Annotated in this window: 24 protein-coding genes; 10 read left to right on the top strand and 14 right to left on the bottom strand. The window is 68.2% G+C overall.

Annotation, left to right across the window (positions count from 1 at the left end):
- The first annotated feature begins 3 nt into the window (after positions 1–3).
- Positions 4–888: an SMP-30/gluconolactonase/LRE family protein gene (locus DFLDMN_RS20270; protein ID WP_423199668.1), complete on the top strand. Its 885-nt coding sequence runs from the start codon at positions 4–6 to the stop codon at positions 886–888.
- Positions 889–894: 6 nt separating this feature from the next.
- Here the strand turns inward: DFLDMN_RS20270 and DFLDMN_RS20275 are convergent, their stop codons facing one another.
- On the bottom strand, positions 895–1,371 hold the full coding sequence (locus DFLDMN_RS20275; protein ID WP_423199669.1) for a hypothetical protein: 477 nt from the start codon (positions 1,369–1,371) through the stop codon (positions 895–897).
- Positions 1,372–1,648: 277 nt separating this feature from the next.
- On the opposite strand from DFLDMN_RS20275, the gene DFLDMN_RS20280 reads away from it, so the two are divergent.
- Entirely contained in the window at positions 1,649–2,437 is a 789-nt protein-coding gene (locus tag DFLDMN_RS20280) for a glycine betaine ABC transporter substrate-binding protein (protein WP_423199670.1), read from the top strand.
- Here DFLDMN_RS20280 and DFLDMN_RS20285 read toward each other — a convergent pair.
- On the bottom strand, positions 2,434–3,021 hold the full coding sequence (locus DFLDMN_RS20285) for a J domain-containing protein (protein WP_423199671.1): 588 nt from the start codon (positions 3,019–3,021) through the stop codon (positions 2,434–2,436). The two genes, DFLDMN_RS20280 and DFLDMN_RS20285, sit on opposite strands and share 4 nt — an antisense overlap.
- Complete coding sequence (gene gcvA, locus DFLDMN_RS20290) at positions 3,018–3,956, bottom strand: transcriptional regulator GcvA (protein ID WP_423199672.1); 939 nt, start codon at positions 3,954–3,956, stop codon at positions 3,018–3,020. Before gcvA ends, DFLDMN_RS20285 begins: the two co-directional genes overlap by 4 nt.
- A gap of 116 nt (positions 3,957–4,072) precedes the next feature.
- Here gcvA and DFLDMN_RS20295 point away from each other — a divergent pair, with 116 nt between their 5' ends.
- Together DFLDMN_RS20295 and DFLDMN_RS20300 are read left to right on the top strand one after the other, a co-directional pair.
- Entirely contained in the window at positions 4,073–4,936 is an 864-nt protein-coding gene (locus DFLDMN_RS20295) for an EamA family transporter (RefSeq protein WP_423199673.1), read from the top strand.
- A gap of 64 nt (positions 4,937–5,000) precedes the next feature.
- A complete protein-coding gene (locus DFLDMN_RS20300; RefSeq protein WP_423199674.1) occupies positions 5,001–5,504 on the top strand; it encodes a GFA family protein in 504 nt (167 codons plus the stop codon).
- 134 nt (positions 5,505–5,638) lie between these two features.
- On the opposite strand, the gene DFLDMN_RS20305 is transcribed toward DFLDMN_RS20300, so the two are convergent.
- The 7 genes from DFLDMN_RS20305 to DFLDMN_RS20335 form a co-directional block, all read right to left on the bottom strand.
- Positions 5,639–6,631, bottom strand: coding sequence for a GlxA family transcriptional regulator (locus DFLDMN_RS20305; protein ID WP_423199675.1), 993 nt, complete (start codon positions 6,629–6,631; stop codon positions 5,639–5,641).
- A gap of 2 nt (positions 6,632–6,633) precedes the next feature.
- Positions 6,634–7,761, bottom strand: coding sequence for a HoxN/HupN/NixA family nickel/cobalt transporter (locus DFLDMN_RS20310; RefSeq protein WP_423199676.1), 1,128 nt, complete (start codon positions 7,759–7,761; stop codon positions 6,634–6,636).
- Positions 7,762–8,027: 266 nt separating this feature from the next.
- Positions 8,028–8,399, bottom strand: coding sequence for a nitrile hydratase accessory protein (locus DFLDMN_RS20315; RefSeq protein WP_423199677.1), 372 nt, complete (start codon positions 8,397–8,399; stop codon positions 8,028–8,030).
- An 18-nt stretch (positions 8,400–8,417) separates the two neighbouring features.
- The gene (nthA, locus tag DFLDMN_RS20320) at positions 8,418–9,086 is read right to left on the bottom strand and encodes a nitrile hydratase subunit alpha (protein ID WP_423199678.1); all 669 of its coding nucleotides are present in this window, start codon (positions 9,084–9,086) and stop codon (positions 8,418–8,420) included.
- An 8-nt stretch (positions 9,087–9,094) separates the two neighbouring features.
- Positions 9,095–9,844: a nitrile hydratase subunit beta gene (gene nthB / locus DFLDMN_RS20325; RefSeq protein WP_423199679.1), complete on the bottom strand. Its 750-nt coding sequence runs from the start codon at positions 9,842–9,844 to the stop codon at positions 9,095–9,097.
- Positions 9,845–9,949: 105 nt separating this feature from the next.
- Entirely contained in the window at positions 9,950–10,918 is a 969-nt protein-coding gene (locus DFLDMN_RS20330; protein ID WP_423199680.1) for a CobW family GTP-binding protein, read from the bottom strand.
- Positions 10,919–11,777: 859 nt separating this feature from the next.
- Entirely contained in the window at positions 11,778–12,302 is a 525-nt protein-coding gene (locus DFLDMN_RS20335) for a hypothetical protein (protein ID WP_423199681.1), read from the bottom strand.
- 182 nt (positions 12,303–12,484) lie between these two features.
- Between DFLDMN_RS20335 and DFLDMN_RS20340 the strand changes: the two genes are divergently transcribed.
- Complete coding sequence (locus tag DFLDMN_RS20340) at positions 12,485–13,621, top strand: PAS domain-containing sensor histidine kinase (RefSeq protein WP_423199682.1); 1,137 nt, start codon at positions 12,485–12,487, stop codon at positions 13,619–13,621.
- On the top strand, positions 13,618–14,265 hold the full coding sequence (locus DFLDMN_RS20345; RefSeq protein WP_423199683.1) for a response regulator: 648 nt from the start codon (positions 13,618–13,620) through the stop codon (positions 14,263–14,265). Before DFLDMN_RS20340 ends, DFLDMN_RS20345 begins: the two co-directional genes overlap by 4 nt.
- Before the next feature lie 7 nt (positions 14,266–14,272).
- Here DFLDMN_RS20345 and DFLDMN_RS20350 read toward each other — a convergent pair whose 3' ends face one another.
- Positions 14,273–14,737: a universal stress protein gene (locus DFLDMN_RS20350; RefSeq protein WP_423199684.1), complete on the bottom strand. Its 465-nt coding sequence runs from the start codon at positions 14,735–14,737 to the stop codon at positions 14,273–14,275.
- A 308-nt stretch (positions 14,738–15,045) separates the two neighbouring features.
- Here DFLDMN_RS20350 and DFLDMN_RS20355 point away from each other — a divergent pair, with 308 nt between their 5' ends.
- A complete protein-coding gene (locus DFLDMN_RS20355) occupies positions 15,046–15,897 on the top strand; it encodes a universal stress protein (protein WP_423199685.1) in 852 nt (283 codons plus the stop codon).
- A 161-nt stretch (positions 15,898–16,058) separates the two neighbouring features.
- On the opposite strand, the gene DFLDMN_RS20360 is transcribed toward DFLDMN_RS20355, so the two are convergent.
- Positions 16,059–16,943, bottom strand: coding sequence for a universal stress protein (locus tag DFLDMN_RS20360; protein ID WP_423199686.1), 885 nt, complete (start codon positions 16,941–16,943; stop codon positions 16,059–16,061).
- 18 nt (positions 16,944–16,961) lie between these two features.
- Positions 16,962–17,903, bottom strand: a complete 942-nt coding sequence (locus DFLDMN_RS20365; RefSeq protein WP_423199687.1) for a universal stress protein — start codon at positions 17,901–17,903, stop codon at positions 16,962–16,964.
- 193 nt (positions 17,904–18,096) lie between these two features.
- On the opposite strand from DFLDMN_RS20365, the gene DFLDMN_RS20370 reads away from it, so the two are divergent.
- The gene (locus DFLDMN_RS20370) at positions 18,097–19,089 is read left to right on the top strand and encodes a zinc-dependent alcohol dehydrogenase family protein (RefSeq protein WP_423200521.1); all 993 of its coding nucleotides are present in this window, start codon (positions 18,097–18,099) and stop codon (positions 19,087–19,089) included.
- Between the two features lie 345 nt (positions 19,090–19,434).
- Positions 19,435–20,184, top strand: coding sequence for a helix-turn-helix domain-containing protein (locus DFLDMN_RS20375; RefSeq protein WP_423199688.1), 750 nt, complete (start codon positions 19,435–19,437; stop codon positions 20,182–20,184).
- Between the two features lie 193 nt (positions 20,185–20,377).
- Here DFLDMN_RS20375 and DFLDMN_RS20380 read toward each other — a convergent pair whose 3' ends face one another.
- Entirely contained in the window at positions 20,378–20,800 is a 423-nt protein-coding gene (locus DFLDMN_RS20380) for an Hsp20/alpha crystallin family protein (RefSeq protein ID WP_423199689.1), read from the bottom strand.
- A 163-nt stretch (positions 20,801–20,963) separates the two neighbouring features.
- Here DFLDMN_RS20380 and DFLDMN_RS20385 point away from each other — a divergent pair, with 163 nt between their 5' ends.
- Positions 20,964–23,615, top strand: a complete 2,652-nt coding sequence (locus tag DFLDMN_RS20385; protein ID WP_423199690.1) for a bifunctional acetate--CoA ligase family protein/GNAT family N-acetyltransferase — start codon at positions 20,964–20,966, stop codon at positions 23,613–23,615.
- Positions 23,616–23,628: the final 13 nt, after the last annotated feature.

A 23,628-nucleotide genomic window follows, 5' to 3' on the forward strand; every position in this document is an offset into this window, starting at 1 on the left:
GCGATGAAGAAGCATCACCACGAGATCGAGGTGGTCGCCAGGTGCGGCAACATCGTGGGCGAGACGCCGGTCTGGCATCCGGTGGAACAGCGCCTGTACTGGGTCGATACGCGCGCGCCCTCGCTCAATCGTCTGGAGGCCGACGGTGCGGTCACCACGTGGAGGATGCCGGCCAATATCGGCTCGTTCGTGTTTGCACGCGACGGCGGCATCGTCGCCGCGCTGCAGACGGGCTTTCACCGGCTCGACCTGGACGCTGGCCAGCACGCGTTGATCGTCGATCCCGAGCCCGAGCGGCCGGACAACCGGCTCAACGATGGCCGCTGCGACCGGCGTGGCCGCTACTGGTGCGGTTCGCGCGATCCCGGCAACGAGCACCCCGGTGGCAGCCTGTTCCGGCTCGACGCCGATCTCGCCTGCCGCACCATGGATACCGGCTTTATCGTCGCCAACGGCATGGCGTTCAGCCCGGACGACGAGACCATGATCTTCGGCGACAGCCGCGGCGACGTCATGTGGCGCTACCAGCTCGACATGGACAGCGGCGAAATCCGCGAGAAAACGCGCTTTCTCGATACCTCGTACCTGCCCTGGCGCGTGGATGGCGCAACCTTCGATGCCGAGGGCTACTACTGGGGCGCGCTGATCGGCGGCGGCGCCATTGGCCGCTTCGATCCCGTGGGCCGGCTCGACCGCTTCATTCCGGTACCGGTCACGCATCCCACCATGTGCGCGTTCGGTGGCGCGGATCTCGACGTCATGTACGTGACGTCAGGCACAGTGTTCCTGGAGGCGCGCGACCGGGCACGCGAACCGCTGGCGGGCGCGCTGTTCGCGATCCGCGGACTCGGTGTGAAAGGCATGCCGGAGCCGATGTTCGCGGGGTGACAGGCATCAGGGATGCGCGCGCGTGCGCCGCGACTGGCGCCAGCGCCGTACCGTGGCCCAGTAGAGGTCGTGCAGACGACGATCATGGACACTGGCCAGGGTCTCGGCGCCGATGCGCACATGATCGTCGGTCAGGACGCCCGCCTCGACCGCGCTCGCAATGGCAATGACGCGCTCGCGATGGGCAAAGGTGTCGATCCAGCGATCGTAGATGCGGGCCAGGCATCGCTGGAACGACCCGCTTCCCGACCGGCTCATCATGCGCGCGCGCTTCTCGGCTTCGCGCGTGGTGCTGCGCACCGAATGAAGCAGTTCAAGCCGCGCCACCGAAGCGGCAAGCCGATCCACGGACCCGGCGACCGACGCTGCCGCGGCGGTGTGAGGGCGCGCGGGCGGCAGGGGCGACACCAACGCCAGGGAGGACAGGGAGGACAGGGAGGACGGGGTCGGCACGATCGTGCGGGAGAAAGTTGCATCGGTCATTGCAACCATTCTAGGGTCGGGACGCATCCCGCAACCGCCCCGCCCCCGATTTTCAATCCCTTGATATTTCGTCGGCCCGCGCTCGCCGACGGCGCGGCGCGTCGCCGTGCATCGCGCATGCGGACGGACGCCTCCATCCTGTTGCCGGCCCACGTCCGGCACGGTGACACGGCGATTTTCGGCGTTTGGCGGAAAGTGTTTATCGGCGGCGGCGCTTTCCGGCACGTGGGGTTGGCGCCAACATGGCCCCGATCCCAACTCCTCAGGAGCCGTTGCCATGTCCCGCCCCATCCGCCTGGGCTATATCGATCTTTCCTTTCACGCCGCCAGCGCCGGCGTGGTGCAAGCCATTCTCGAGCGCGACGGCCACGCCGTCACCCTGCGCACCGCGCCGCACGAGGCCATGTTCGAACTGCTGGGGCGCGGCGAAGTGGACCTGCTGGCCTCGGCATGGCTGCCGGCGAGTCATGCGCGCTATCTCGCGCCGCATGAAGCGATCACGCAGCGGCTCGGCGTGCTCTACCGCCCGTACTGCATCTGGGGCGTGCCGGACTATGTGCCGGAGGATGCCGTACGCACGGTCTCGGACCTGCTTGCCGACGCGGTGCTGGCGCGCATGGAACGCCGCATCCAGGGCATCAACCCGGGTGCCGGCATCAGCCGCTTCTCGGCCGCCATGGTGCGCGAGTACGGCCTCGATCGCGCGGGCTATCACTTCGAGACCGGCAGTGAAGCGGACTGCTTCGATGGCTACGAGCGCGCCGTGGCGGCAGGCCGCTGGGTGGTCGTACCGCTCTGGCATCCGCAGTACCTGCACCATCGCTACCGGATTCGCGCGTTGGAAGAACCCAAGGGTTTGCTCGGCGGCATGGACGATGCCACGCTGATCGTGCGGCGCGATGCGATGCCGCTGATCCGCCCCGACACGCTCGCGATATTGCAGGCGCTGTCGCTGGGCAACGCCACGGTGACCATGCTGGACCACCGGGTCCGCAAGGAGGGCCTCTCGACCCTCGATGCGGCGCGCGAGTGGCTGCGCAGCGCCCGCTCCGGCGAGGCTGGCTAACGGAAGCCGAACAGACCGTGCCAGAACGTCTCGAACGCGTTGGCGGGTCTGGCGGCGCGCCCGCCGTCCCCGTCGCCGCCGGCCGTGGCAGCCGGGGGCGATGCGGTATCGGCGTCCGGTTCGGCCATCGCCCTGCGCGATTCGTGCAGGGCGCGGACGCTGTCCGCGATGCGCCCGGCGAGGGCCGGCTCGCATGCCTTGCCAAGCAGCACGCCGAACAGCACGTCGCGGCCATGGCCCTCGTCGGCAAAACGCATGGCGATGGCCACCATCTGCTCGTAGTGCGCCTGCGCCTCGCGCCGCGCGGCTTCCTGGGCCTCGCGTGCTTCCGCTTCCTGTGCGGCGTGCTCGGCCTCCCAGCGTCGCATCTCGCGCTCGAAGACCTCGTCGTAGACCTGGCGTTGCGCCGGGTCCGAAAGAATCGCGTAGGCATCGCGAAGCTGCTGGAAGGCCGCATGGGCCTCGGCTTCGCGGCCAGGGTTGCGGTCCGGATGCCATTTCATGGCGGCGCGGCGGTAGGCGAGCTTGATCTCGTCCAGCGTGGCATCGGGCGGTACGCCCAGCGTTGCGTAGAGCGTGGTCATGGGTGCGGTCGGGCAATCGACGGATGCGTCGATGCTAGCACGGCACTACGGACACCCCCTTCGCTTTCCAGCCATGCGCGGAACAATGCCACCAGTTCATGGCTGGCGCCGCCGTCCGCCACATAGCTGCAGTAACTGCGCGAGGGCAGGCGGGGCGCCGCGAACGGCGTGACGAGCCGCCCGCCGGCGAGATCGTCGGCCACCAGGGCGGTCGGGCCCATGGCGATGCCGATGCCATCGATCGCGGCCTGCAGCGTCAGGTAGAAGTGGTCGAAGGTCAGGGTGGCAGCCGGTCTGAGTTCCGGTACTTGCGCGCTGGCCAGCCAGTCGGGCCACAGCCGCGGCAGGCTCGAGGTATGCAGCAGCGTGTGCTGGCGCAAATCGCCCGGCGCGCGCAGCGGCAGGCGTTGCAACAGCGCGGGACTGCACACCGGCAAGCGCTCCTCCGACAGGAACGGCCGCATCGTGAAGCCGTAGAACGTATCGGGTCCGCCGCGGATGATCACGTCGTAGTCGTCTTTCAGGCTGTCCAGCGGCTCGTTCGAGGTGTCGACCGTGACCTCGATATCGGGATGCGCGGCCCGGAAGTTCGCCAGCCGCGGTACCAGCCAGCGCAAGGTAAAGGTTGCCGGTGCATTGACGGACAAGGTGCGCGAGACCGGCGCCGGCACACCATAGCGCGCCGTGGCTTGCGCCAGCTGCTCGAACAGCGGCCCGATTTCCTGCAGATAGGCCCTGGCCGCTGGCGTGAGGGTAACGCGCCGGTGATGCCGTTCGAACAGCGCGGCGCCCAGCCACGCCTCCAGCAGACGCACCTGCTGGCTCACGGCGCCATGCGTGACGTGCAATGCGGCGGCAGCGTCCTTGAAGCTGCCGAGCCGGCCGGCAGCCTCGAACGCGCGCAAGGCGTTGAGCGGGGGTAACGCTCGTTTCACGTGGGTTAGATTTTCTAACGTAAAAGCGGCAATTTATCTGGTTTGTCCCGCCGCTACAAGTTAGATATCCTCGCCGTTAGTTCATTTATCGGCCTTTTCCGCGCGCAGCGCCCTCAATGTTCAGTGACACCGGCGGTCTGGTTCGTCTTGCGCTATTCGCCGTGCTGCTGGCGGCGTTGCTCCATGCGGGCTGGAACGCGATGCTGCACGGCCATCGCGACCGCTTTCTCTCGATGACATGGATGAGCATCGCCATCGCGGCCGTGGCCACGCTGGTGGTCGTGGCCGGCCCGCTGCCGGCCCGCGCGTCATGGCCCTATATCGTGGCGTCCGGGCTCGTCCATATCGCCTACAACGTGAGCCTGGTGCAGTCGTATCGGCGCAATGACCTGGCGCTGGCCTATCCGATCGCGCGCGGGTCGTCGCCGCTGCTCGTGACGCTGGGGGCCGCACTGTTCGCGCACGAGGCGATCGGGCCGTTGCGCGCACTCGGCGTGGTGCTGGTATCGGCGGGCATTCTCGCCATCGCGCTGCAGGGGCGGCAGGTGTCGCGCGCCGGCGCGTTCGCGGCGCTGACGACCGGCGCGACCATTGCGCTCTACACCGTGATCGACGGCATCGGCGTGCGCTTGTCGGGCGGACAGTCGCTGGCCTATACCGCGTCGATGTTCCTGTTCTACTGGCTGATGCCGGTCCTGTTTGTGGCGCGGCGCGGCTTGCCGGCGCTGTGGCTGCCGGTGCGGACCGCACCCCTGTCGATTGGCGTCTCGCTGGTCGGCGGGCTGGTCTCGATTGCCGCGTACGGCATCGTGATCTGGGCGCTGGCGTCGGGGGCGATGGGCGCGGTGTCGGCCCTGCGCGAGACCAGCGTGGTGTTCGCGGTGCTGATTGGCCGGGTCTGCCTGCGCGAGCGGGTCAGCGTAGCGCGCTGGATCGCCTGCATGGTGGTCGTGGCCGGCGCGGTGTGCCTGGGCTGGTGAGCGGCGCGGGTGCCGCGGGTCACACCGCCGCCATGGCAGGCTGGATGCAACGAGGAGACATCGCATGATGATGGAAGACCGGACCCTGGAAGACAAGACGCATTGGAACGGCCAGTGCCATTGCGGCGCGGTGCGCTTTGCGGTGACTCTGCGCGATGGCTTTCGCTCGATCCGCCGTTGCAACTGCTCCTACTGCCGTATGCGCGGTGCCGTGGTGGTCGCAGTGGAAGCGGGCGGTATCGAGATCCTGCAGGGCGAGGCACTGCTGTCCTGCTACCGCTTCCATACCGGCGCGGCGCAGCACTTCTTCTGCTCGCGCTGCGGTATCGCCACCCATTTGCGCCGGCGCTCGGACCCCAACCTGTACGGCGTGAACGTGGCCTGCCTCGACGGCGTCAGTCCGTTCGATTTTGCCGAGGTGCCGGTCGCGGATGGCATCCATCATCCGAACGACACCGGCGGCACGGCGCGCCAGGCCGGCGTGCTGCGCTTTATTGCGGCCGGCGGAAGTGTGAGCGACCGAAGTGTGAGCGACCGAAGTGTGAGCGACCGAAGTGTGACCGACTGAAGCGTGACCGACTGAAGCGTGACCGACCGAAGCGCGGCGGCGTGCGGCGGCGTGCGGCGTCCGGCGGAGGAGGCCGGCTGAGGAGGCCGGCTGAGGAGGCTGGCCGCGGCGCCCACCGTGCCGGCCCCTTCCCGCTAGGCCCGCTTGCGCGTGCCAAGCGAATTGATCGACAGGAAGCGGTCGCGATATTCCGCGGGATGGATCTGGAGGCGCTTCTGAAACACTCGCCGCATGGCGTCCACGCTCTCGAAGCCGCAACGGCGCGCCACTTCGCGGATCGGCATATCGGTGGTTTCCAGCAAGCGGCGCGCGGCGTCGAGACGTGCGTGGGTGAGGAACGCCATCGGGCCGATGCCGCAGTCACGCGTGAAGACCCGCGTAAGATTGCGCGGGCTCATGTTGACGCGCGCGGCCAGCGTGGCGACCGAATGCGGCAGATGAATATTGTCGAGCAGGTGCTGCTGGATCCTGGCCGACTGCGATTCCGGCAACGCCAGCGATTCCAGCAGGGGGCTGAACTGCGACTGGCCACCGGCGCGGCGCAGGTACACCACCAGGTACTTGGCAACGTCGAGCGCGCGCTGCCGGCCGAAGTCCTCCTCGATCAGCACCAGCGCAAGATCGATGCCGGCGGTAACGCCCGCGGTGGTGTAGATCTTGCCGTCCTTCGCGTAGATGAAATCCGGCTCGATGCGCGTGCACGGAAAGGTCTCGGCCAGCCGCGGCACATCCATCCAGTGCGTGGTGACGGTGCGGCGGTCGATCAGGCCGGCCGCGCCCAGCGCGAAGACGCCGTTGCAGATGGCGGCAATGCGTCGCGCTTGCCGGTGGTGCGTACGCAGCCACGACGACAGGGCGGGATCGTCGTAGGCCTGGAAGATGCCCGGCCCGCCCGGCACGATGACCGTATCGAAGTCGGGGCATGGGTCGAAGATGGTGCGATCGGGTACCACCGTCAACCCGCTCGACGACTGGACGCTGCCGCGCGTGGTGCCGACCGTGAGGATCTCGTACTGCTGCGCGCCGCCGCTCAGTACGGCCACCTCCGAAAAGGCGTCGCGCGGTCCCGCGATATCCAGCAACTGGAATCCGGGGAATACGATCATGCCGATCTTGATCTGCTTCATCGTCAGGGGGTGCCGGTTTCCGGCTGGACAATGCGCTTCTGGCGCATGCGATAGATCACCACCGAGGCGCCCCAGCCGACGGCAAACACGCCCACGATGCCGTAACCGAGGGTGCCGAGCCGCGCGTTCAGCGAGCCGATCGCATCCCACAGTCCGCCATGCATGTCGAGCTTGTCCGCCAGCAGGCCGGCGGACTCGATGCCGGCGATCGCGACTGCAACGATCACCGACACCGATGTGATCAGCATGTTGTACCAGAGCTTGCGCGCGGGGTCCTGGAACGCCCAGCCGTAGGCGCGAATCATCAGGAAGCCGTCGACCGTATCGACCAGCGACATGCCGGCCGCGAACAGCGCGGGGAACACCATGACCGCCCAGAACGGCACGCCGCGCGTGGTTTCCGCGGCGGACATGCCGAACAGCGCCACTTCCGTCGCGGTGTCGAAACCGAGGCCGAACAGCAGGCCCACCGGATACAGGTGCCAGCTGCGCCGCGTCAGGCGTAGCAGCGGCGCCAGCAGCCGCGTCATCAGGCCGCCGGCAACCATGGCTGACGGGGCGGGCCCGTCGGGCCTGTCCGGCACCTGCGGCGCCGTGCGCCGGGCGGCACGGAATTGCCGCCACGCGGAGAGGAAGATGCGGAAGTTGAGCCACGCCAGGCCCAGCAGGAACAGCACCGATACGCTCGTGCTGATCAGGCTGCCGACCTCCTTCCATGCCATCACGCGCGATTGCAGCGCGGAAACCGCCAGGGCGATGCCGAGCGACATCCATACCACCACCGTCGAATGGCCGAGCGAGAAGAAGAACCCGACCGAGATCGGCCGGCGCCCCTCCTGCATGAGCTTGCGCGTGACATTGTCGATGGCGGCGATATGGTCGGCGTCCACCGCATGGCGCAGACCAAGGGTATAGGCCAGCAGGGCCGAGGCCAGCAGCGACGGCGCATCACGAAACATGGTCCACGCCCACAGCCAGGCGCCGGCATTGGCCACCATCACCAGGACGAATAGCGCGGTGGTCTTCTGGCGTACGTCGGCGTCGACGTCGTCGAAGATTCGTGCGATCAGGGCGCGCCGGCCGGCGGCGAGGGCAGGGGTAGAAGCGGAATCTGGCGCGGATAGGCGCATACTCGTTTCAGAAAGTGGTAGTTGACCGATGCCGTCGCCGCACACGCGGCCGAGCATGGGGTCGAGCGTGGGGTCGACCATGTGGCCGCACATATGACCGCACATATGACCGCACATATGACCGCACATATGACCGCACATATGGCCCGCCTCGCCGCCGCCCCCGTACGGCCCGGCGACCACAGCCGGGTGCCGCGGACCGCCGCCCCGGCATGGCCGCGGCGGCACCGGCGACAGACGCGTAGCATAACCGCAGCGTGCCGGCGCTAGGCGTCCGCTGGCGCCGACCGCCGCGTGCGCAGAACCGACCTCAACTCGTCGGACGTCAGCGTCTGGCTGGCGGCGACCACCTCCAGCAGGGCTTCGAGAAAGCGCTCGTAGTAGTCCCAGCGCGGCTGGTCCGCGCATGCTGCTGCGCCCGCGACGGCCGCCTGCGCTTCCCACCTTCCAATGGCACCGATCAGCGCCTGGCGGAAGTCTTCCCACTCGAAGCAGCCCGCCTTCGACAACGACAATGCCAGGCCAAACACGTCGCGCTCCCAGCGGTTGGCAAACAGCAGCTTGCCGTCGAGCCGTGGCGGCGAATCGGTATCGCCGAGCATCGATGCGGCGGCGTACTCCTCGAAGCGTGTAAACATGACGCGCCCCTGCGTGGCTTACGTGGATGACATGGACGCCGCCGCTGAAGCCGCTGGTGCCGCGACTGGCGGCGCGACCAGCGCGACCCCCATCATCGCTTCGGGCGTGACCAGCGCCGCCAGCTGCGCCTCGTCGAGGTGCGCCGTGCCGGCGGGCCGCTCGGGTATCACGAACCAGCGGATCTGCGCGCTGCTGTCCCACACCTGGACCCGGGTCTGCGCCGGCACCTCGACGCCGAACTCGCGCAGCACGGCGCGCGGTTCGCGCACACCCCGCGCGCGGAAGACCGGATCCTTGTACCAGTAGGGCGGCAGGCCGAGCACCGGCCACGGATAGCACGAGCACAAGGTGCAGATGACGAGGTTGTGCACGCCGGGCGCGTTGGCGACCGCGGCCATATGCTCGCCTTCGGCCCCGGCCATGCCGGCCGGCAGGTCCAGTTCCGCGATCGCCGCCGGCGTATCGGCAAGCAGGCGCGCCTTGAAGGCAGGGTCGACCCAGGCGCGCGCAACGATCTGCGCGCCGTTGAACGGCCCGGCCACGGTCTCGAAGTGGGCAAGCACGCTATCGACCGAATCGCTGCCGATCACGCCTTTCTCGATCAGCAGTGCCTCCAGGGCCCGCACCTTGGCGGCGCTGGCGGCTTCGCGTTCCTCGTCATCGGGGTATTGGAAGAGCTGGCTCATGGGAGATCTCACTGGTTCGTGCTGTCGCACAGGTAGGCCTCGAAGAGGTCGGCGTAGACGATCGTGTCGGGTTCGCTTTTGGCGGTTCCCCAGATCGCCTCGGCGGGGAAGGCGACGCGATAGACGGGCATCGGCGTGCCGATACCGTCGGCACCGGTCGAGACGAAGTAGGCGTAGGCGCCGGGGTAGACCACGTCGATGACGCCCGCCTTGTTGCGCAGGTAGCCCGGCAGGCGGGTATGGTCGACCGCGGCGGGATCGGCCACGCGCACCCGCTGGCCGGCCGCGAAGCGTGCCGGACCCGGCCGTGCGTGATGGGGCGAATCGCCGTGCGCCAGATAGGCCTGCACCTGCTGCCGGACGGCGGGATTGGGGCGCTCGGGCAACGGCGCATCCGGCTGCGCGGCATAGAACGCGGTGCGTGTGTCCAGCTCGGCGGCGGTGATATAGCCCTGGTCCACAAAGAACTGTGCAATCCCCATCAGCCATTTCTCGTAATACCGGTACTTGAAGTATGCGAAGGGCTGCATGCCTTCGGCACCGGTCCGCAGCGATGCCCAGGTCCACGTATTGCGGAACGTCGTCGGCAGTTCCTTGACCGGATACCTGGGCACGGCGTCCGCCAGATGGTCGCTCTCGGCCATCATGACCGTGTGGATGCCGAAGATGCGCCGCTCCCACGGCGCCACGAACACGCGAGGTTCGACATTGACGGGACCGAGGTTCTCCAGTCCGCCCAGATGGTGTTGCAATCTCATGGCTTCTCCTTCCTCGACAAGCGAGCGTGCATGCCGCCCGTTTATTGGTAATCCGCGATGGATGGTCCGACATTGGCGAGCCGCCCTGGCCCGCGGCGGGATTCGTCAGGCCACGCAGCTCGCCAGCCCGGCGCGCAGGGCTGCGGGATCGAGATGGCGGCCGATCGCCACGAAGCGTGTCTCGCGCGGGCCCTGGGCCTGCCATGGCTTGCCGAAGGCGGTGTCCATCAGCATGTGCACGCTGTGGAAATGCAGGCGGCGCGCTTCGCCGCGGATGCTGAGGATGCCCTTGGTGCGCATCAGGTCGCGGCCTTGCGCCTGCACGAGCTGGTTGGCCCAGCGCTGGAAGCGTGCCGGGTCGAGGTCGCCCGGCACCACGAACGCGCACGAGTCGATCGAACGGTCATGCACGTGGTCGTGGGCGCCGTCGTCGAGCAGGTCCGGCTCGAGGGCGAGCAGGTGGTCGAGGGAAAAGCTGCGCGTGCCAAGCAGGCGTTCGGCCGGAACTTCCGCATGGCGGGCCCGCTCGACCGCCGCCGCCGGGTTCAGCGCATGGACATGCCGGTCGAGCGCCGCGAGCGTGCCCGCGTCGACCAGATCCGCCTTGTTGATGACGATGCGATCGGCAAACACGACCTGCTCGCGCGCGATGTCGTCCTCGACCTGCTCGGCGAAATGATGCGCGTCGACCACCGTCACCACGGACTCCAGCGCAAAGCGTTCGCGTATGGTGGGATCCGCCAGGAAGGTCTGCAGTACCGGCGCGGGGTCGGCCAGCCCGGAGGTTTCCACGATCAACCGCTCCGGTGTCCATCCCGGCCGGTTCAGCAATGCTTCCGCGCTGGCAACCAGATCGCCGCGTACCGTGCAGCAGACGCAGCCGTTGTTGATCTCGACCACCGCTTCCTCGTTGGCGACGATCAGTCCGCCGTCGATGCCGACCTCGCCGAATTCGTTGACGATGATGCCGATCGCGCCGGCATCGGCGTGCCTGAGCAGATGATTGACGAGCGTGGTCTTGCCGGCGCCGAGAAAGCCCGTTACCACCGTCGTCGGTATCTTCGCGATTCGCATGGAATCTCCCCGGTTGCACTGTTCGAATGGGCAGCATAGAGCAGCCGCCGGACCGGTTGCACGGCGTTGTCCGCGATGGCGCCAGCTTTGGCGGTGTTCGCCCGCTGGATGGCGTAAATGGTCGAAGTCGGAGATTCAGGACACGGCCAGCGAGCCGGGCCCGGACGCCAGGCGCACGGATCTGCGCGAGGCGCGGGCGGGACCGGCGGTCTGGCCGCGCCGCCTCGGTGCACCAGCGGCCGCGCGGCCTGGGTGCCCGGACCGGCCGCGTCGCCGGCGGCGCGCGGACCGGCGCGCTCAGCGCTGAAGCACTTCTGCCGCGCGGTCCAGCTTTTCAACGATCTGCTGCAGTCGGGCGCGTGTACCGTCGGCATCGTCGCGGTGGGCCGGGTCGGCCAGCAGCGCCCGGCAACCGGTGCCGAGGTTGAGCAGGTCGTTGAACGTGTCCTCGTACAGCGCGACCAGGCGCGCGGCGGCGGTAGGCTTTCTGGGCCCGCGGCCAGTCCGCGCCTTGGGTGGGGACGGAGAAGGGGACGGTGAGGAGGACGGAGAAGGGGACGGTGAGGGGGACGGTGAGGGGGGCGAGGGAAGGGGCGAAGGAGAGGACTCCGGGGAGGGGGATTGCTGGAAGGGCGATGGCCGGGAAGGGGATCGCCGGGAAGGGGCTGGCCGGGAAGGGGATTGCCGGGAAGGGGATTGCCGGGAAGGGGATGGCCGGGAAGGGGATGGCCGGGAAGGGGATGGCCGGGAAGAAGAGGACATGGCGACAGGACCGAAAAGCATTGGCGACGCCCCATTCTGGCCCGTCCGGCGCAGCTGGAAAATGAGACCTTTCCGAAAATGCCGCGCGCTGCGGCGCCTAGCCCGCGACCCCGTCGGGTGGCGCCGCTCTGCGCCCCATCAGGGCTGGCAATGCCGCATACAGGTCATTGAATTCGAAGGCCGCATCGAAGCAATGATCGGCGCCGGCATTGCGAAAGGTGCGGCGCAGCGATTCGTCGGTATGGGCCATGACCACCACCAGCACGGCGCTGGCCTTCGAGGCGGCGACCGCGCGGACACGCTGTACGCCATCGGCCGCGCCGCTGCGGATGACCAGAAAGATAAAGTCGACCGCAAGCGGCACGGTGGGGGGCGTCCGGGGCGCGGTATAGGGTGCCATACGGGGTGCCATACGGGGTGCCATATGGGGCGCCATATGGGGCGCCATATGGGGCCGCACATCGGCCGGCATATCCATGTAGGGCGGCAAATAGGCCGCCGTATCGTGGGCGCCAGCCAGCACTCGAACGTACGGTGTCAACACACGTATCAATCTTGCCTGGATCAGCACCAGGTCGCCGGCAACGATGGCGAGCGGTAAGTCGGAGGAACGGGATGCCATACCCGCCAGTGTCCCGGATTTGCCGCGCGATAGATGTCCGGGGCGGCTGCGAAACGATGTCAGGGACAAGCCGGCGGCTGTCAGGGAAGGATGACACCCGACGATATTACAATTGACAACATCTGAGACATGGCAAAACATCACAATTCTACGAACATGAAGTATGACCTGGGAGCCATGCGATGACCGCGGATGTCCTCACTGGCGCCATCCCGCCAGAGCGAAACGACGCCCGATCGTTGGCGCAGAGCGAGGTCCGGCTGGCCGGCATTATCCGGTCGGCGATGGAAGCCATTATTTCCGTGGACGAGGAGCAGCGCATCGTGCTCTTCAATCCGATGGCCGAGCGCCTGTTCGGCTGCTCCGCCGAACTGGCGATCGGCCGCCCGCTGGGCGATTTCATCCCGCAACGGTTCCGCGCCGCCCATGCCACGCACGTGGCCCGTTTTGGCGTGACCGGGGTGTCGGATCGCCAGATGGGACAGCAGCGCACGCTGTATGCGCTCCGTCAGGACGGTACCGAGTTTCCGATCGAAGCCTCCATTTCGCAGACGCTGGACGGCGGACGCAAGCTGTTTACGGTCATGCTGCGCGATACCACCGAGCGCGTCCAGGCGGAAGCGGCCTTGCGCCGCTCGCGGGAAGAACTCCAGCAGTTGTCGGACAGCATCCTGGCAGGGCGCGAGGAAGAAAAGCGCCGCATCGCGCGCGAACTCCATGACGACCTCGGCCAGCGGCTCAGCGCGCTCAAGATGGACCTCGTCATGCTCGAGGCAGACCTGCGCGACGTCGGCCTGCAGGACCGCATTCTCGACCAGGTGACCGCCATGCACGGCGTGATCGATGCCACGGTTGGCTCGGTACGCCGCATTGCCGCCGACCTGCGGCCGGCACTGCTCGACGAACTGGGCCTCGCCGCGGCGCTGGACTGGCTGGCCAAGGACTTCAGCCAGCGCTATGCGATTACGGTGACGGCGAGTGCGCCGGACGATATCGAGGTGAGCGAGCAGGCCGCAACGGCGGTGTTCCGCATCGTCCAGGAGGCGCTCAACAACGTCGTGCAGCACGCCGGCGCGGGCCGCGCCTGGGTTGCACTGACACGGGCGGGCGACGAATACCTGCTCTCGGTCCGCGACGACGGCCGTGGCTGGGACGGGCAGCCGCGCCCGTCCGAACGCCGCTCGTTTGGCCTGCTCGGTGTCCGCGAGCGGGTACGGCTGCTCAGCGGCACGGTCGCGGTACGGCATGCACCGGGAGATGGATTCGAGTTGTCGGTCCGTTTTCCCGATCACTATGGCAAGAAGGAGTCGCACGCATGATTCGGGTATTGATTGCCGACGATCACGCGGTCATGCGTAATGGTTTGCGGCATATCCTGGAGCGCGCCTCGGGATTCGAGGTGGTGGGCGAGGCGTCCAACGGTGCCGAGGTGCCGCAGATGGCGCGCGAGCACCCCGCCCATGTCATCCTGCTCGATCTGTCGATGCCCGGACGCAATGGCCTGGAACTGATCCGGCTGCTGCGTGGAGAACACCAGTCGCTGCGCGTGCTGGTCCTGACCATGCACGCCGAGGAACAGTACATCGTGCGCGCCTTCCGGGCCGGGGCCGCGGGCTACCTGACCAAGGAGAGCGCCGGTACGGAACTGGTCGAGGCGCTGCGGAAAGTCGCGGCCGGGGGTACCTACGTCAGCCCCGCGCTGGCGGAAAAGCTTGCACTGGGTTTGCAGGCCCAGCCCGGCGATGCCCCGCACGCAAGCCTGTCTGACCGCGAACTGGAAGTGTTCCGGCGCATCGTCGCGGGCGAGTCGTTGACCGAAATCGCAGCGGCGCTATGCGTCAGCGCCAAGACCGTGAGTACCTACAAGATGCGCCTGCTGGAAAAGCTCCAGTTGCGTAGCGACGCCGCCCTGGTGCGCTACGCCATCGAGGCCAAGCTCTTCAACGACGAGGAAGGGCTGTAAAGGCGCGTCAGCCCGCGGTGGGCGACGGCTCGCCGCGGATCAGCAGCACCGGCTTGTTGGTCTTGGCCACCACGCCTTCCGATACGCTGCCCATGACCATGCGGCGGAAGCCGCGCCGGCCGTGCGTGCCCATCACGATGAGGTCGGCGGGCCAGCGTTCCGCGCGCTCGACGATGGTCGCCGAGATCTGCCCCGGCGAGACCGGCCGCTCCGCCAGTTCGGTCAGAAAGCGCACTCCGGCATTCTCCAGCCGCAGCGCGGCGGCCGCCAGCGCGGTGTTACCCGCGTTGGACAGCTCGCGCATGACGTCGTCCGGGTTGATGTAGCTCGATTCGAAGAACAGATCGCTGTCGTCGACCACGAACAGTACCTTCACTTCGGCGTTGCAGGCTTTTGCCAGCGTCGTCGCCTGCCCGATCGCAAGCGCGGACGACGGGCCGCCGTCGATTGCTACCAGAATCCGTTCGTACATGATGTGCTCCCTCTGAGTGGATGACCGCGTATCGACGGGACGGTCCCGGCCGCGCTTGTAGATCAGCATAGAGTCATGCCCGCGTCGTAGCTTGACATGTGTCAAACCGGCGCCATCGGCAGGGACATCCGCCGCCGTCCATGCCGCCGAGGTGGTCGCAAGAGGTGGCCGCCGACGTGGTCATTGACGTCTGCCCCGACGCGCCCTTATGCCGGTGTTCGATATGGTTGATTTCTCTCAAGTCCGATCGCCGGCGGCCTACTACAGTCCATGGCATGACTACAAATCCGGATGCGGGGGTCGACAGTATGCGTTTTGCTGCAATGCTCGTTCATGTGGATGCGGGGACGGCCACCGCCGTGCGCCTGGCGCGTGCCGTGGCGCTGGCGGAAAGCTTCCACTCGTCCCTGATCGGGCTACTCTCCATCAGTACAAACGAGTCCGGCTGGGTGCTCCGGCATGCCGACGGCACGCGTGAGTACCAGTCCTTCGCCTCCAGCCTTGCAGACGATTGCGAACAGTCGCGCCAGTCCTTCGACGCGGCGACCGAGGCTGCCACCTTTCCGGTGGACTGGCGCGTCGGCGAAGGCACCCCGGAGGAGGCCTTGCAATGCGAGGGCCGCCTGGCGGACCTCGTCATTGTCGGGCAGCCGCGCGAGCCGGGGCCCGGTGACCGGATGACCTTCCGGCAGGCGCGCCGCCTCGTGGCCTCCACCATCATCGGCGTGGGGCGGCCCGTGCTCGTGATTCCGCCCGATGTGCCCACTCCCAACATCGGCACGCGCGTGATGATCGGCTGGAACGGCTCGCGCGAGTCGGCGCGGGCGATCCTGGACGCGCTGCCCTGGCTCGAGCGCGCGCAATCGGTCGATGTGGTGCACTGCGTGCGGTCCGATGGACATCGCGACCTGCATAGCTCGCCTGGTGCCTACGCAGTGAGCTGGCTGGCGCGGCGTGGCATCCATGCCTCGCTGACCGAGCTGCTGACCGAGCCGTCGGCGGATATCGGTCATCTGCTGCTGGACTTCGCCCGGCGCAGGGGGGTGGACCTGATCGTCTGCGGCGCATATGGCAAGGGCCACGTGCGTGAGGAAGTGCTGGGCGGCGTGACCGATACGCTGTTGCGGGAGATGCCGGCGGCGACCCTGCTGTGTCACTGAGCCGCTTTCCGCTGACCAGGTTTGCCACTGACTGCTGACTGGTTTCAGGGTGCGACCTCGGGGTGCGACCTCGGGGTGCGACCTCGGTGGTGCGACCCAGTGCGACCCAGTGCGACCCCAGTGCGACCCCAGTGCGACCCCGGTGCGACCCCAGTGCGACCTCAGTGCGACATCACCAGTGGCAGCGTCGCCCGCTGCAGCAGCGTCCGCGATACGCCACCAAACGCGAGTTCGCGCATGCGCGAATGCCCATAGCATCCCGCCACGATCATGTCGGCCGAGAGCGCGCGCGCCGTGCGCAGCAGGGCCTCGCCGGGCTCCGCATGCCGGGCATGCGCGGCGTGGGCGGCATGGGCGGCACGGCAGGCGTGTGCGGCTTGCATACGCGGCTCGGACTCGGCGCCGGGCACCGGCCGCACGGTGGCTTCGATACCGTGGCTGGCCAGGTATCTGACGATCGGCCCGGCACCACCGGCGTCGCTGGCGCACACCACCGTGACCATGGCGGCGTGGCCCAGCAGCGGTAGCGCGTCCGCTACCGCACGCGCGGCTTCCGGACTGTCGTTCCAGGCAATCAGCACGTGCCCGCCGAGCAGCGGCGGGGCGTTGGCGGGCACCACCATCACGGGGCGCCCGCAGTCCAGCAGCACGGCTTCCGCGGGGTCCGCCACGAGCGGCGGCATGCCCGACCATGGCGGCCGGCGCGCCAGCAACAGCAGGTCCGCCGAGCACGCCAGCTGTGTCAGCGCGCGGGCCGGATCGTCTTCCACCATCTCGTGCGACCAGCTCACGGCATGCCCGGTTTCGGCCATGATGTCGCGCATGAGGTTGGCATGGCCAAACGCCTGGGCGCGCAGTTGCTCGTGCACGAGCACGGCACGCCGGGCACCGTCTTCCACGCCGCGGACATGGCCGACGCGCACGCCGGTGGTGGTCACGCCGGTGAGGTGGGCACCAAAGCGGAAGGCGAGCACGGCGGCGGCACGCAACCGGTCGCGGCAGCCATCGTCGGCGCCGATTTCCACGAGGATCGATTTGTAGTCCATGCTTGCAGGCCGCTCCGGCTAGTGAGAGAACAGGACCGGCACCGTCATCGCGCGCAGCAGCGTGCGCGTCACGCCGCCGAACACGGCTTCCCGCCACGGGCCATGACCGTAGGCACCGCTGACGATCAGGTCCGCTCCGGTGTCCGAGGCATGCGACAGGATGGCATCGCCGGCGTCCTGACCGGCGCCGAGCGCACAGGTCAGCGCACGTGCGGTGACGCCGTGCCGCGCCAGCCACGCGAGCGCGTATTGCACCGATGTACCCTGAGTGACGCGCGTGCCGTTGTCCGCAGGGCCCGGCGCGGGGTCAGCGAAGCCACGCTCGTGGCCCGCCGGTCGGTGCGCCTCGGTGTGCGCCTCGGTATGCGTCTCGTAGTGGGTCGTTGGATGGGTCTCGTGATGCGCCGGTTGGTGATCCGCATACCGGTTGCGCGCGCTGTGCTCGCGGAAGTGGACCAGTTGGACCGAACCGGCACGGCGCAGCAGGGGCAGGCTGTCGCGCAGCGCCCGCGTCGATTCGCGGCTGCCGTTCCACGCCACCAGTACCGCGCGACCGGGTCGTTCGCGAATCCAGCCATGCGCGGGAATCACCAGTACGGGCCGGCCGGCCGCCAGAATGCACGAGCCCAGCGCCGCCAGATTGTCGCCTTCCTTGCCCAGAAAGGTGTGCTGGCCGAGCACCAGCAGGTCCACCGCGCGGCTCTCGTGCACCAGCCGTTGCGCCGGATCGCCGTGAGTCGCATGCCAGCTGCCTTCGACCGGGGCATCCTCGATGACGCCGAGAAAGGCGCGCCGCACAACCTCGGCGTCGCTCGACGGGCCGTCGTGCGGTGTGGCCGGATCCGCATGCAGCGCGTGCACATGCGCGTCGAACGCACTCGCAAGCACCACGCTCGCGGCAATATGCTGGTGGCTGCGACGACTGCTGTCCAGGTAGACGAGGATGCTGGCGAGGTCCATGTCGGTCCGTCGGTAAGAAACATGTCCAATCTAGCCGGGCCGGCACGCCGCTCGTTGAGGCACGTCAAGCCGTGGCGAGATCGGAGTGCCCGCCGCGATTGACGGTGGCCGCGGCCACGTGGGATAACCAGACCGGTTCCATCCGCGGGAGCAGGCAATGGTCAGGACAATGGGCAGAACAGTGGCGGCGACGATGCGGGCGATGGTGTTCGATGGCGCCAACCCGCATCTGCATGCGCAGGAGCGCCCGGTCCCGCAACCGGGGCCAGGCGAAGTACGCGTTGCGGTTTCCGCATGCGGCGTGTGCCGCACCGACCTGCACGTGGTCGACGGCGAACTGCCAGCGCCCAAGCCGGCCTTGATACCGGGCCACGAGATCGTCGGGCGGGTCGACGCGCTCGGCGCCGGTGTCACGTCGTTGCGCGTCGGCGAGCGCGTCGGCGTACCGTGGCTCGGGCATACCTGCGGGCAATGCCGCTTTTGCCGCGATGGTCGCGAGAACCTGTGCGATGCGCCGGCGTTCCACGGCTATACGCGCGATGGCGGCTATGCCGAGTACGTGGTGGCCGACAGTGACTATTGCTTCCGCATTCCCGACCGCTACGGCGACACGGAGGCCGCGCCGCTGCTGTGCGCGGGCCTGATCGGCTTCCGCACCCTGCGCATGGCGGGCGCGGCGCGGCGGCTCGGTATCTATGGGTTTGGCGCCGCCGCCCACCTCGTGACGCAGATCGCGGTGGCGCAGGGGCGCACGGTCTACGCCTTCACCCGCGCCGGCGACGACGGCGCGCAGCAGCTGGCGCGTGCCGTCGGCGCGGCCTGGGCCGGCGATAGCGATCACGATGCGCCGGACCGGCTCGACGCGGCCCTCATCTTCGCGCCCGCCGGCGGGCTGGTGCCGCGCGCGCTGGCCGCGGTCGAGAAGGGCGGTATCGTGGTCTGCGGCGGCATCCATATGAGCGATATCCCGTCCTTTCCATATCGCCTGCTATGGGAAGAGCGCCGCCTGGTTTCCGTGGCCAACCTGACGCGCGCCGACGGGCACGAGCTGATGCGGGCGGCCGAGGCCATTCCGCTGCAGGTCCATGTCACGCCCTATGCGCTGGCCGACGCCAATACGGCGCTCGACGACCTGCGGGCCGGCCGCCTGGCCGGTGCCGCCGTGCTGCGGATTGCCGGCGCGTGAGGGTCGGCGCGTGAGGGTCGGCGAGGCCGGGCGGCTGGTGGCGCCTGGCCCCAATGTAGCGCCGGCAGCGCCGTCGGGCGACCTGCGGGGGACCGCGAGGTGCCCTCCGAGTGGCCTCCGAGGCATGTACGGGCGCCGACAAACTCCCGTGTGCCTGTCAGGCTTTACTGACAATTTCCAGCGCTGCGCCGACATCGGGCTCAGCGACGGCTGATTTATCTCCTGGCGTCCGGCCACCATACTCCACCCATACTCAATGCGGCGATGCGCCGGAGGTCCAGGTAGCCCTGGTCCTTCATAAATAGGGGTGGGCAAATGTATCAGGAAGCGGAAGTGCGGGGGCAGATGCCTGCCCCACGGATGAAGGTGGTACCGATGCGGGCGCCGGAAAGCGAAGCGGCCACGTGCCGGCACCAGGCGCGTTGCTCGGCCTGTGCGCTGCGGCACCTGTGCATGGCGTCGTGCCTCGGTGACGACAGTATCGGCCGGCTGGAAACCGTGGTCAGCCACTGGCGCATGGTTCATCGCGGCGAGGCGCTGTTCCGCGCCGGCGATCCGTTCCAGAGCCTCTACGCGTTGCGTTCGGGCAGCATCAAGACCGTCACCGGCGATGCCAGCGGCTGCGAGCATGTCACCGGCTTCTACATGGTTGGCGAAACGCTTGGCCTGGGCGCCATCAGCAACGGCGAATACGACTGCGATGCGATCGCGCTCGAAGACAGCGCCGTGTGCGTGATTCCGTTCGCGCCGATGGAAGCGCTCTGCCGCGACCTCAAGCCGCTGCAGCAACATTTCCATCGCATGCTCAGCACCGAGATCGTGCGCGAGGCCCGCCAGATGGCGTTGCTGTCCGGCATGAACTCGGAACAGCGCGTCGCCGCCTTCCTGGTCAACCTGTCCCGGCGGCTGCAGCAGCGGGGTTACTCGCCGCGCAATTTCACCCTGCGCATGACCCGCGACGAGATCGGCAACTACCTCGGCATCAAGCTGGAAACCGTCAGCCGCGCGTTCTCGCGCTTTCAGCGCGAAGGCTTCCTGCGCGTCGATGGCAAGCATGTCGAGCTGTTCGACGTCGAGGCGCTGGCCGCGATCTGACCGCTTGTCGATTTGCCGGCCGAAGCGATCGATACGCTTATCGATGGGCTCAGGATACGTGCACCCCCATACCTGCACTCCATACCTGCACCCCATACCTGCACCCCACACGTGCAAGCGATACCTGTAATACGCCCCCGCGTCTCCGCGCGACACCGTCTTGCCGCGCGGAGCACGGATGGAGTCGCCGGAGTCAGTGAATCTCGATCTTGCGTTGTGGCGTCGCCTGGCTCTTGGGCAGCGTCAGGCGCAGGACGCCATTTTCGTAGCTGGCGTCCACGTGCGCTTCGTCGATCGGGGTATCGAGCGTGAATGCACGCTGCATGCTGCCACTGTAGCGTTCGCGGCGGATCACGCGTTCGCCCTGTTTCTCCTCGCTGGCCTTTTCCACCTTGGCCGCGATCATGACGGTGCCGCGTTCCACCGACACCTGGATGTCTTCCTTCTTGGCGCCCGGAATCTCGGCGACCACGGTGTAGTCCTTGTCGGACTCGGTCACGTCGACCTTGAAGGCCAGGCCGGCGTCGCCGTTGCCACGCAAGGCGCGCATCATGCCCTGGAACATGTCGCCGATCGGCTCGATCGAGAATGGATCGTACAGACGAATATTGCTCATGGTGATCTCCTGTATGAAAACGCGGGGAACATGGCTGCCCGTCCCGCGCTTCCATACTGGCAGTCCACGCGCCGCAGGCGTTGCGCTGGATCAATGAGCGCGAGCCTCATCTTTCTATAGTTGCGAGGTCGACACCGCGCTCACGTGCGCTCCCCTGCCGCCCATGACCATCCGCAACCTCGAGCATCTTTTCCATCCGGCGTCCATCGCGGTGATCGGCGCCAGCATGCGGCCCGGCCGGGTCGGCACCACCGTGCTGAGGAACCTGCGTCAAGGCGGCTTTGCCGGCGCGATCCATGCCGTCAACCCGCGCCACGAGGTGGTCGACGGGCTGCCATGCCATGCGCGCGTGGGCGATTTGCCCATGGCGCCGGAGCTGGCCGTCATCTGCACGCCGCCGTCCACCGTACCCGGGTTGATCGCGGAACTCGCCAGCGCCGGCTGCAAGGCGGCCATCGTGCTGACCGCGGGGCTCGACGCCGCCACCCGTCAGGCCATGCTGGAAGCGGCGCGGCCGGCGCTGTTGCGTGTGCTCGGCCCCAACTGCGTGGGGCTGCTGGTACCCGGCATCGGACTTAATGCAAGCTTTGCGCATGCCAGCGCGCAGGCCGGCAAGCTCGCGTTCGTTTCGCAATCGGGGGCGCTCGCGACGGCGGTGCTCGACTGGGCCAATGCGCGCGGCATCGGTTTTTCCCATTTCGTCTCGCTCGGCGACAGTGCCGACGTCGACGTGGGTGACGTCATCGACTACCTCGCCGCGGATGCCGCCACCAGCGCCATCCTGCTGTACGTGGAGGCAATTCGCGGCGGCCGCAAGTTCATGTCGGCGGCCCGCGCCGCGGCGCGCAACAAGCCGGTGATCGTGGTCAAGGCGGGGCGTACCCCCGCATCGGCGCAGGCCGCGGCGTCGCATACCGGTGCCATGGCGGGCGCCGACGACGTGTACGACGCGGTTATCCGCCGCGCCGGCATGCTGCGTGTGGATACCACCGAAGAACTGTTCGATGCGGTGGAGACGCTCGCGCGCGCGGGCCGGCCGCTGGGCGAACGGCTGGCCATCGTCACCAATGGCGGCGGGGCAGGCGTGATGGCCGCCGACGCGCTCGTACGCGCGGGCGGTACGCTGGCCACCCTGTCCGCCCAGACCATCGCGCAGCTCGATGCCGTGCTGCCGGCCACCTGGCCGCGCGCCAATCCGGTGGACATCATCGGCGATGCGCCGATCGCGCGTTATGTCGATACGCTGCGCATCCTGCAGGCCGCGCCGGAGGTCGATGCGATCCTGTTGCTGCATGCGCCCACGGCGATCGTCGATAGCCGCGAGATCGCGCCGGCCCTCGTCGCGCAGGCGCGCGGACCGCGTCCCGTCTTCAGCAGCTGGCTGGGCGGCGATGCCGTGCAGGCGGCCCGGCGCATCTGCCGCGAGGCCGGCGTGCCCACCTACGACACGCCCGAGCAGGCGGTGCGCGGCTTCCTGCAGACGGTAACGCAGGCACGTAACCGGCGTCTGCTGATGCAGACCCCGCCGGCCGCGCCGCAACTGGCCGCCGACCGCGCCACGGCGGTCGCGCTGATCGAGTCCGCGCTGGCGGCGGGGCATACGCAACTGCCGGCCGATGCCGCGGCACGCGTTCTCGAGGCGTACGGCATACCGGTCGCCACCACCCGCATCGCGCGGGACGCGCAGGAGGCCGCCGTGCTGGCGGCGGCGCTCGGCTTTCCGGTGGCCCTCAAGATTGCCTCGCGCGCCATCTCGCACAAGTCGGATGTCGGCGGCGTGGTACTGGGTCTGTCATCGGCGGAACAGGTGCGTGAGGCCGCGCTGGCGATGCGCGCCCGCGTGAGCCAGCAGATGCCACACGCGCGCCTCGACGGCTTTACGGTGCAGCGGATGGCCGGTGGCCCGCATGCCTTCGAGCTGATCGTCGGCATTGCCACCGATCCCGTGTTCGGCCCCGTCGTGCTGTTCGGGCAGGGCGGCACCGCGGTGGAACGTATCGCCGATCGGGCCGTCGCGCTGCCGCCGCTGAACCGGCTGCTTGCCGCGGAACTGGTGTCGCGCACGCGTATCGCGCGGCTGCTCGGCGGCTATCGCGAGGTGCCGCCGGTCGACATGGCCGCGCTCGAAGGTGTGCTGCTGGCGGTCTCGCGCATGGCGTGCGAGCTCGATGGCATTGCCGAACTCGATATCAACCCGCTGCTGATGACCGCCAGCGGCGCGATCGCGCTCGATGCGCGCATCGTGATCCGCCGCGCCGGCCAGGACGCGCAAGACCGCCTGGCGATCCTGCCGTATCCGTCGGAACTGGTGCGGTCCGTGGCATGGCAGGGCGAGACGCTGTGGCTGCGACCGGTGCGTCCCGACGACGAGGAAGCCTATCGCGCGTTCCTCGCGGCGCTCACGCCCGAGGACATGCACACGCGCTACTTTTGCATGATGCGCAACCCGCCGCACAGCCAGCTCGCGCGCATGACCCAGATCGACTACGCGCGCGAAATGTGTTTCGTGATCGAGCGGCCGGCCCAGGACGGGCGCGCCGCCGAACTGCTTGGCGAATGCCGCACCATTGCCGATCCGGACAACCAGTGCGCGGAATTCGCGGTATGCGTGCGCTCGGATTGCAAGGGCCACGGACTCGGCTCCATCATGCTCGACGCGATGGTGGCGTATCGCCGCGCGCACGGCACGCGCGAACTGCATGGCGTGGCGTTGCGCGAGAACGGCGCCATGCTGGCGCTGGCGCGGCAGACCGGTTTTGATGCACATGTGGACGCCGACGGCGTATGCCTGACATTGCGGCTGGACCGGCCATGATGCCGTGCCAGGC

This window comes from Cupriavidus sp. H19C3 (genome assembly GCF_049393815.1).
Classification (GTDB): Bacteria; Pseudomonadota; Gammaproteobacteria; order Burkholderiales; family Burkholderiaceae; genus Cupriavidus.

What these genes read in the sequence shown, in the direction of transcription:
- DFLDMN_RS20270 (WP_423199668.1), top strand. Translation starts at nt 4, where the DNA reads ATGAAGAAGCATCACCACGAGATCGAGGTGGTCGCCAGGTGCGGCAAC.
- DFLDMN_RS20275 (WP_423199669.1), bottom strand. Translation starts at nt 1,371, where the DNA reads ATGACCGATGCAACTTTCTCCCGCACGATCGTGCCGACCCCGTCCTCC.
- DFLDMN_RS20280 (WP_423199670.1), top strand. Translation starts at nt 1,649, where the DNA reads ATGTCCCGCCCCATCCGCCTGGGCTATATCGATCTTTCCTTTCACGCC.
- DFLDMN_RS20285 (WP_423199671.1), bottom strand. Translation starts at nt 3,021, where the DNA reads ATGACCACGCTCTACGCAACGCTGGGCGTACCGCCCGATGCCACGCTG.
- DFLDMN_RS20295 (WP_423199673.1), top strand. Translation starts at nt 4,073, where the DNA reads ATGTTCAGTGACACCGGCGGTCTGGTTCGTCTTGCGCTATTCGCCGTG.
- DFLDMN_RS20300 (WP_423199674.1), top strand. Translation starts at nt 5,001, where the DNA reads ATGATGATGGAAGACCGGACCCTGGAAGACAAGACGCATTGGAACGGC.
- DFLDMN_RS20305 (WP_423199675.1), bottom strand. Translation starts at nt 6,631, where the DNA reads ATGAAGCAGATCAAGATCGGCATGATCGTATTCCCCGGATTCCAGTTG.
- DFLDMN_RS20310 (WP_423199676.1), bottom strand. Translation starts at nt 7,761, where the DNA reads ATGCGCCTATCCGCGCCAGATTCCGCTTCTACCCCTGCCCTCGCCGCC.
- DFLDMN_RS20315 (WP_423199677.1), bottom strand. Translation starts at nt 8,399, where the DNA reads ATGTTTACACGCTTCGAGGAGTACGCCGCCGCATCGATGCTCGGCGAT.
- nthA (WP_423199678.1), bottom strand. Translation starts at nt 9,086, where the DNA reads ATGAGCCAGCTCTTCCAATACCCCGATGACGAGGAACGCGAAGCCGCC.
- nthB (WP_423199679.1), bottom strand. Translation starts at nt 9,844, where the DNA reads ATGAGATTGCAACACCATCTGGGCGGACTGGAGAACCTCGGTCCCGTC.
- DFLDMN_RS20330 (WP_423199680.1), bottom strand. Translation starts at nt 10,918, where the DNA reads ATGCGAATCGCGAAGATACCGACGACGGTGGTAACGGGCTTTCTCGGC.
- DFLDMN_RS20335 (WP_423199681.1), bottom strand. Translation starts at nt 12,302, where the DNA reads ATGGCATCCCGTTCCTCCGACTTACCGCTCGCCATCGTTGCCGGCGAC.
- DFLDMN_RS20340 (WP_423199682.1), top strand. Translation starts at nt 12,485, where the DNA reads ATGACCGCGGATGTCCTCACTGGCGCCATCCCGCCAGAGCGAAACGAC.
- DFLDMN_RS20345 (WP_423199683.1), top strand. Translation starts at nt 13,618, where the DNA reads ATGATTCGGGTATTGATTGCCGACGATCACGCGGTCATGCGTAATGGT.
- DFLDMN_RS20350 (WP_423199684.1), bottom strand. Translation starts at nt 14,737, where the DNA reads ATGTACGAACGGATTCTGGTAGCAATCGACGGCGGCCCGTCGTCCGCG.
- DFLDMN_RS20355 (WP_423199685.1), top strand. Translation starts at nt 15,046, where the DNA reads ATGCGTTTTGCTGCAATGCTCGTTCATGTGGATGCGGGGACGGCCACC.
- DFLDMN_RS20360 (WP_423199686.1), bottom strand. Translation starts at nt 16,943, where the DNA reads ATGGACTACAAATCGATCCTCGTGGAAATCGGCGCCGACGATGGCTGC.
- DFLDMN_RS20365 (WP_423199687.1), bottom strand. Translation starts at nt 17,903, where the DNA reads ATGGACCTCGCCAGCATCCTCGTCTACCTGGACAGCAGTCGTCGCAGC.
- DFLDMN_RS20370 (WP_423200521.1), top strand. Translation starts at nt 18,097, where the DNA reads ATGCGGGCGATGGTGTTCGATGGCGCCAACCCGCATCTGCATGCGCAG.
- DFLDMN_RS20375 (WP_423199688.1), top strand. Translation starts at nt 19,435, where the DNA reads ATGCCTGCCCCACGGATGAAGGTGGTACCGATGCGGGCGCCGGAAAGC.
- DFLDMN_RS20380 (WP_423199689.1), bottom strand. Translation starts at nt 20,800, where the DNA reads ATGAGCAATATTCGTCTGTACGATCCATTCTCGATCGAGCCGATCGGC.
- DFLDMN_RS20385 (WP_423199690.1), top strand. Translation starts at nt 20,964, where the DNA reads ATGACCATCCGCAACCTCGAGCATCTTTTCCATCCGGCGTCCATCGCG.